This window comes from Ilumatobacter sp. (assembly GCF_041688325.1).
Classification (GTDB): Bacteria; Actinomycetota; Acidimicrobiia; order Acidimicrobiales; family Ilumatobacteraceae; genus Ilumatobacter_A.
On the sequence record NZ_JBDNIJ010000002.1, the window covers coordinates 1 to 7,700 of the forward strand.

The 7,700-nt window shown below is 61.0% G+C and carries 8 protein-coding genes; all 8 read right to left on the reverse strand.

The window, feature by feature from the left end; all coding sequences use genetic code 11:
• Positions 1-615: enoyl-CoA hydratase/isomerase family protein (locus ACH2EI_RS00040; RefSeq protein WP_395158769.1), on the reverse strand; the 615-nt coding region annotated here is incomplete at its 3' end.
• Positions 609-1,643 (reverse strand): CoA transferase, encoded by a 1,035-nt coding sequence (locus tag ACH2EI_RS00045; protein ID WP_395154759.1) that lies wholly within the window; start codon positions 1,641-1,643, stop codon positions 609-611. The genes ACH2EI_RS00045 and ACH2EI_RS00040, both read right to left, overlap by 7 nt.
• A 110-nt stretch (positions 1,644-1,753) precedes the next feature.
• A complete protein-coding gene (locus ACH2EI_RS00050) occupies positions 1,754-2,497 on the reverse strand; it encodes an enoyl-CoA hydratase/isomerase family protein (protein WP_395158771.1) in 744 nt (247 codons plus the stop codon).
• A 10-nt stretch (positions 2,498-2,507) separates the two neighbouring features.
• Complete coding sequence (locus ACH2EI_RS00055; RefSeq protein WP_395158773.1) at positions 2,508-2,828, reverse strand: hypothetical protein; 321 nt, start codon at positions 2,826-2,828, stop codon at positions 2,508-2,510.
• Positions 2,794-6,174, reverse strand: a complete 3,381-nt coding sequence (locus tag ACH2EI_RS00060) for a carboxyl transferase domain-containing protein (RefSeq protein ID WP_395158775.1) — start codon at positions 6,172-6,174, stop codon at positions 2,794-2,796. The genes ACH2EI_RS00055 and ACH2EI_RS00060 overlap by 35 nt, the downstream gene beginning before the upstream one ends.
• A complete protein-coding gene (locus ACH2EI_RS00065) occupies positions 6,171-6,521 on the reverse strand; it encodes a hypothetical protein (protein WP_395154763.1) in 351 nt (116 codons plus the stop codon). The genes ACH2EI_RS00060 and ACH2EI_RS00065 overlap by 4 nt, the downstream gene beginning before the upstream one ends.
• A gap of 1 nt (position 6,522) precedes the next feature.
• The gene (locus tag ACH2EI_RS00070; RefSeq protein ID WP_395154764.1) at positions 6,523-6,765 is read right to left on the reverse strand and encodes an acetyl-CoA carboxylase biotin carboxyl carrier protein subunit; all 243 of its coding nucleotides are present in this window, start codon (positions 6,763-6,765) and stop codon (positions 6,523-6,525) included.
• A gap of 152 nt (positions 6,766-6,917) precedes the next feature.
• Positions 6,918-7,700: TetR/AcrR family transcriptional regulator (locus tag ACH2EI_RS00075; RefSeq protein WP_395158777.1), on the reverse strand; the 783-nt coding region annotated here is incomplete at its 5' end.

Sequence of the window (7,700 nt, forward strand, 5' to 3'; positions counted from 1 at the left end):
CACTGCCGAGCGCTCGAGTTGAACGATCCTGGAGCAGATCTCACCAACTCGCGTCTCGGGATCATCGACCACCTCATCGACGGCGCCGAGCTGGTGGGCGGTCATGGCGTCGATCCTGCGCCCACTGAGCACGAGGTCGAATGCATCTGGCACACCGCAGCGACGAGTCAGCGACTGAGTGCCGCCCGCTGCTGGCAACATGCCCACGTTGATCTCGGGAAGCCCCAGCACCGCGTCTACCGCCGCTATCCGCAGGTCGCACAGCAACGACATCTCGAATCCACTGCCGAATGCATAACCACGAAGACATGCGATCACCGGCACGGGCATATTTCGCAGCAGGCGCCATGGATCCCTGTCCCAACGGATCCGACGCGATTCAAGACTGTGCGCGGCACTACCGAATTCGGAGAGGTCGGCGCCGACACCGAAGTGCTCGATCGAGGTACGCAACACCACCGCACGAAGATCCGGCCAGTCCCGGGCACCGGCTAACGCATCGATAAGTGAATCACGCATCTCGAGGTCATAGATGTTGAGTGGTGGATGATTCAGGCTGATGGTTGCAACTCCTTCATAAAGAATGAGTTCGACACGCGCAGGAGTACTCACCACAGCGCAAACCCCCCATCCCATAGCGGTTCAGACACCGATCGACGGAGCAACTCAAGATCATCGGTTCTCATCTGGATATCCGGGCCTGATCCAGGAACGTCATCGATCGGGTCGGCACGCAGCAGCGCAGCGGAGCCAGCCAGCGACACTGTCGCTCGCCGATGATCACCTGTCGCCGAAAGCATCGACAGGGCCGTCTCTGCTGCCCGGAGACCCGTCAGCGGATCGAGGTATGCGAAGGCCGCTGGCGTTGGACGACCGGCTACCCAACCGAGTCCGCTGGCTGCGTGTACCCCACCGCCGTAGGCCACCCAACGTTTACGATGGGAGTGGGCCGGAAAGGCGCGGATCGCGAGGTGGCCAAGACGCTGGTTGAGCGCATCAAGCTTCTCAGGTCCGTAGCCAAGATTGGGCAGCACACGCTCGGAGAACGACTCGACGAGTAGATCGGCATGGTGGAGCAGCCGATCGAAACGGGCGCGGCCACCCGCCGTACGAAGATCGAGATCTACGACGTGGTCATTGCGATGAAGGCTCTTATAAAGCTGCGGTGCCCCCCGGAGCCCGTCAGGCCTGCAGGCGGGCTCAATGCGAATGACCACCGCCCCCAACTGCTCGAGCAGGTCTGTACAGAGCGGCCCCGCCCACATCGTCGTCATGTCGATGATGACGGGTGGTCGTGACGATCGACAGGCAGCGGCATCTTTCGCGCGAGGTATACCCGGGTCGGCAAGCGTTCGCTGCGCGACGAGTCCCGCGGGCTGATAAGGGGTGACCGCTAACCGGCACGCCTGGGCTGCCTCAGCAACCGCTACCGGGCCAGCCTGCCCTTCGGCATGCAGGACCGCAGCAAAAAGCTCGGCGTCCTCAGGCAGGAGATCAGCGTGCACGTGTCCGTCACCAACCACGACGGGCCGTTCAACGGATGCGGAATCGAGCAATCCGGCCGCCAGTAGACGCGCCAGCACGGCCGGCGCGGAGAGCGCAGGCCGAACACCAACCATCGCGAACAGCTGCGCAGTGAGCATTGTGGCGACGCGACAGCCAGCCGACAAAGTGCCGACAGGAAGTGCGAAGTGCCGTTCCAGCAAAGCAGCATGCAGATCTTCACATTTGATTGGCATCAATACCTCGGAACTCATCTGCCGGCGAAATCAGCTGGTCGGCGTTCAAAGAAAGCGCGTAAACCCTCCGCCCGGTCATCTGTGGTCGCCAGCAAATGGTTCATGTCTCCCTCCAAGCGAAGGGCCTCGGCCAGGGGCAATTCGATGCCCCGGTGCATGACTTCCTTGGCCAACTCCACGGCGAGTGGCGCAGCCGCAACAAGCCGCTTGATCCATTCCTGCAACGTCTCGTCGTCATCGCTGTCGACGACCTCGTGGATCAGCCGCCGCCGCAGTGCAACCTCGGCGTCGAACTCCGCCCCAAGCAGTAGCATGCGCAGAGCGTCCCCGGACCCGATCGCCCTTGGAAGGCGGGCCAACCCACCCCAGCATGGCGGCTCTCCCATCGGACCATCGACAGCCAGGCCAATCCGGATGTCAGGCGTTCCCAGGCGGACATCGCAGCCGAGTATCAGTTCGGTGCCCACGCCACGACACGCACCACGAACCGCCGCAATCGTCGGGACTCGCAGCTGCGAGAGCATCGAGACGGGATCCGCTGCGAGAGCGACCGGGTCGAGATCCGGGGTTGCCCCAGTGCAGAAATCCGGGCCCTTGGCGCCGAGTGTCACGACCCGAAGAGAGCGATCCTCTCGAAGTCTTTCAATGGCAACAACGAGTTCCCGTGCTGTGCGCATGTTGAACTCACCACCCGGAATGATGATTTCGGCGGCCCGTCCGTCATGATGACGCCGGACCTCGATGGCAGAGAAGCGCATCGGCCCGTTCTCAGTCCGCAGCCTTGGATTTCTTCGGCTCTTGAATCTCCATTGGGCTCTCGTGACAGATAAGGCGGCCAGCGCCCCGCCCCAGGATCAGAACCTGGGCGCCACATGTTTCGCATGAGAACCGCTTCCCAGGCAGGAGCGATTCTTCGGAAACCTCCGTCGTTAAGGAACCATCCCCGCCGGCCGTGACAATCACCTCGATACCGAGGTCATCCAACGAAATCCGTTCACCAGTCTTCAAACCCATGGTTGAGCCCCTCTCGTTGTAGATCCCGGCCGGTCCACGGCTACCAGGTGTCGATACATGGCAACTTCTTCCCATCGCGGCTGAACGGCTTTCGCTCAGAGGTATCAAGGCCAGCGACGATCCAGCGTCGAGAATCGGCCGGATCGATCACGCCGTCTATCTCAAAGTGAGCAGCCATGTTGACGGCCTTACCTTGCTGATACATCTTTGCGACCATTTTGTCGTAGAGAGCTTTGCGTTCGGCGGGGTCGTCCAGCGCCTCAAGTTCTTTGCGAAAGCCAAGTTTCACCGCCCCTTCCAAACCCATACCGCCGAACTCGCCTGTCGGCCACGCGACGGTGAAGACCGGAGCGTGGAAGCTGCCGCCCGCCATCGCCTGCGCACCTAGGCCATACCCTTTACGCAGCACGATTGTGAAGAACGGCACGTCAAGATTCGCGCCGTTGACAAACATGCGAGCAGCGTGGCGAACGTTGGCTGTCTCCTCCGACTGGGGGCCCACCATTATTCCTGGGGTGTCACAAAGAAAGAGGATCGGGATGTCGAAACCATCACAGAGTTTCATGAACCGCACGGCCTTGTCAGCACCGTCAGCATCAATTGCTCCCCCGAGATGGAGCGGATTGTTGGCCACAATTCCAACCGACCGGCCTTCCACACGGCCCAAGGACGTAACCATCCCGGGACCGAAACCGGCCCGCAGTTCGAGCACCGAATCGACGTCACACAGGTCCTGGATTACCGATCGGATTTCGTACGCTCGCAACCGGTTCTCCGGGATGGTGGACCGGAGACCACGCTGATCGATGCACTCCCAATCTTCACGTGGAGTCTGGAAATACGACAGGTACTTCTTTGCAGCCTCGACGGCCTCAGCTTCGTCTTCGACGACGATGTCGATCACGCCGTTGGAGGCCTGGACCTCAACTGGCCCAATTTCCTCGGGCCGATAGATACCAAGCCCACCGCCCTCAATCATGGCCGGTCCACCCATCCCGATGTTCGAGCTCTTCGTAGCAATGACCACGTCACACGATCCGAGGAGAGCGGCATTTCCGGCAAAGCAACGCCCGTTTGTGATGCCGACCAAGGGGACGAGTCCTGAGAGTCGGCCGAAGTACAGAAAGGCAAGGCAATCGAGCCCTGCTACTCCGGTGCCGTCGGTGTCGCCCGGGCGGCCACCCCCACCCTCGGCGAACACCACCACCGGCAACTGCTGACGCTCGGCAATTTCGAACAGCCGGTCTTTCTTCCGATGGTTTTGAAGTCCCTGCGTGCCGGCGAGCACCATGTAGTCGTACGACATCACAACGCAACGGCTCCTGGTTGGGCCAGCCAACTCAGCATTGACCGTGGCCACACCCCCGACGATTCCGTCGCCAGGGGTGGCCCGAATCAGATGCTCCTCGGTATGTCGTGCTCGCTGAGCGGCGACGACGAGCGGTCCGTATTCGATGAGGCTTCCTTCGTCAATGAGATGTTCAACGTTTTCGCGGGCCGTGCGACTGCCAGTGGACCGACGTTTCGCCACCGCTTCGACCCGGTTCTCATCAAGGCCGAACCCGTGCCGATCTATGGCCTCCAGCAAGTCCGGGCGGATGTGGTCAGGGTCGATCTCGACCACACCTGCGAGATCATCCACTTCCACATCGGCGGGCTCTACGAACACCAGCGGCTCGCCCTCGAACACATTCTCGTTGAGCCCAACAGCAAACGAGCGGACGAAACCTGTGACGGCTGGAGTCACAACGTGCTCCATTTTCATCGACTCAATGATTGCGACTGCGGTGCTCAGCCCAACTTCTTGACCTACCTCGACGAGGAGTGACACGATCGTTCCTTGGATCGGCGCCGGAACTGCCACCGTGCCCTCGGGTACAGTCACCGGTACACGTCCGGCTCTGTCCGTCGGTGTGGCCGACACCGTGCCTTTCCCGGTGCCAAAGTGGAGCACCGAGAGCGGATCAGCAGGATCGAGAGCGCTAGTGCCGGTCGGAGCGATCGACGCATCGACGATCGGCTCCTCTTCGGCCACGAGTAGCTCATTTGCGTGTGCGGCGATGAAGCCCGTTGTGACATCGTTTGCGAGGAACGCTGGATGTGTAACGAAGCGCTGCAGCAGAGGTATGTTCGTACGAAGTCCTACGATCCGGCATTCGCCCAACGCGCGTTCGGCACGATGACCAAGCGCGCGCAGGTCATCGTGCCGGTGACGCACGATGACCTTGGCCAGCAGCGAGTCGTACCGTGGACTGAGAGACAACCCGGACTCGCCAAACGTGTCGACACGCACACCGGGGCCCGTCGGTGGCTCAAACACCTCGATCACTCCCGAACTCGGGCGAATCGAACCGTTGGCGTCGACAGTCTCCATGTTCACACGCAGCTGCATCGCACTACCGGAAATCGTGACATCGCGCACGGCAGGCCCCATGTCAACGATTGTCTCGCCAGATGCGATCCGTAGCTGCAGTTCCACCAAGTCGAGACCCGTTACTTCCTCTGTAATGGTGTGTTCGACCTGCAGGCGAGGGTTGGCTTCCATGAAATAGAACGGTGCCTCGGGGCCCCAATGGTCGGCATCGACCAGGAACTCGAAGGTTCCGAGACTGCCATACTTGGCCTTGGACGCCATTTCAACCGCCGCCGCGCAGAGACGGTGACGTAGTTTGGGATCGATTCCCGGCGCCGGGGCAATCTCAACGATCTTCTGGTGTGACCGCTGAATACTGCACTCGCGCTCTCCGAGATGTACAACGTCGCCCGTGCCATCACCGAGAATTTGGATCTCGACATGTCGAGCCCGCGGAAGGTACTGCTCGACGTAGACGTCACCACGTCCGAACGCGGCGTTCGCCTCTGCAGCGCAGAGCTTCAAAGCGGTCGCTGCATCCTCGAGCCGTTCTACGACCCTCATGCCGCGGCCACCACCGCCCGCCACCGCTTTGACGATCATTGCGGTGTTCGTCGGCAGACTGGAGAAGAACCTTTCGGCCTCCTCCGCCGTGGTGACTTCACTCGTGCCAGCCAGCATGGGAATGCCAAGTTCATCTGCAAGCCCCCGCGCCCGGATCTTGTCACCGAAGAGGTCGAGGATCTCGGGACTGGGACCGATGAACATGATCCCCGCCGTGGCACATCGCCGGGCGAAGTGAGCGTTCTCGCTCAGAAAGCCGTAGCCAGGATGCACCGCGTCACAGCCCGCCGCTACGGCGGCCTGAACGACAGCTTCGATGTCGAGATACGCCCGGGGACCCGAAGCCCCAAGGTCTCGGGCCTCGTCTGCCAGACGTACGTGAGCGCATGGCTCGTCGTCGGTTGAATGAACCGCCACGGCTTTGATTCCAAAGTCCTGCAGGCCGCGGATGAGTCTGACGGCTATTTCACCTCGGTTGGCGACGAGTACTCGGTTGATGGTCACACAGTGTCCCTTCGAGACGGGCAGATCAGGATGCTCTCAGCAGGTCGGCCAGGAGGAGAGCCGTCGTACTTCGGGCGGCGGGATCCGGCGATTGGCGAGCCGGACACTCGGTCGAGCCGCACCCATCTCGTGTCGGCCGGCCCGATTTCGAAGACAACCTCATCGAGTACGAGGGCTGCTCGTTGGCGACCGTCGTACGCTCGTCGCCGCTCCTTGGGGAGTACCGAAGCGAGCTTTGCGCGATCGGAGTGGCTGAACGGCCCGACCTCTGAAAAGCTGCCCGGATCGAGCTTCTTGCGAAACGCCTCGACTGGGTCGCCCGATAAATCCAGTACGACGGAGTCCATATCAGGCGCTGACGTCGATCACGACGAGGATGTCGCCCTCCTGCACCGACTGATCGGGCACAACGCGGACCTCCACCACGACTCCTGCAGAGGGCGCCTCTACGGGAATTTCCATCTTCATGGACTCGAGGAGCACGAGCACATCGCCTACTGCGACTCTTTCGCCGACGGCGATTTCGACTTTCCACACCGCTGCAGACATCTCGGCAGAAACGCTCACGCTGTTCGACACAATTTCCTCCATGCCAGGCCGGGGTACCCGAAGGGTTTGACGTATGGCGGACCCCATGGCCGATCATCGGCCGATTCCCCCACTGCGCCGGCGAACACCGGAGTTTCAGATCCTGAGATCTGTATCAGTCTCTCATTTTGTGATCCTGATGTCAACCCCTGGAGTTATCTTCGTGGGTCAAGCCCTACCGCTCGTACCCAAAGCTGCGACATCTGAGTCAACGAGGAGTCAGTGTCGTGCGAATCGTCGACAACGACCCAGTTGATCAGCGTGCGCTCGAGCATCGCGACCAGCACGTCAGCCGCCATCCATGGATCGAGGCGCCGGTCGGCAAGCCCCGCGACTTGCAACCGTTCGAGGCTGAGCGCCGCCCCACGGACGAATCGATCCCTAAGCATGAGTCGGACCGAGGCGCAACTTTGGTCGACAGTTGCAAACTCCTCGAATGCCGCAATGAACGCCGAGTTGGCTCGGTAAAAGTCTGCGGCAATGCGATTCGCAGCTTCCACTTGCCTCAGAAGTCCCGTCTGATCGTCCGCTGCAGCCCCCCTCGGGCCAGCCGCTAATTCATCGAAAAGGCGGTCGCACAGAATCGTGGCCACCGAGGCAAACGCATCGAACCTTGAGTCGAAATAGTTGTAGACAGTGCCGTGCGCCACGTCGGCAGCAGTAGCGATATCGATCATACGCGATCCGAGGAACCCGCGCTCGGCAAAAACCTTCGTGGCTGCTTGCTCCAAGAGCTCTTGTGTGTTCATACCTCTTGCCGAAGCCACCTCTCGCCCCGTATCCCGGGCATACATCCAGGAGTAGGGAGCGGCTACTATTTGCGTCGTCGGCACCCACTCCGGCGAGGCAAGGCCGAGTACGTTGTCCCAAAGAATATCAATTGTCTCCGTCAGACCTTCCGGCATCAACCGGTGGCCGCGCAACACAAAGTTGATATA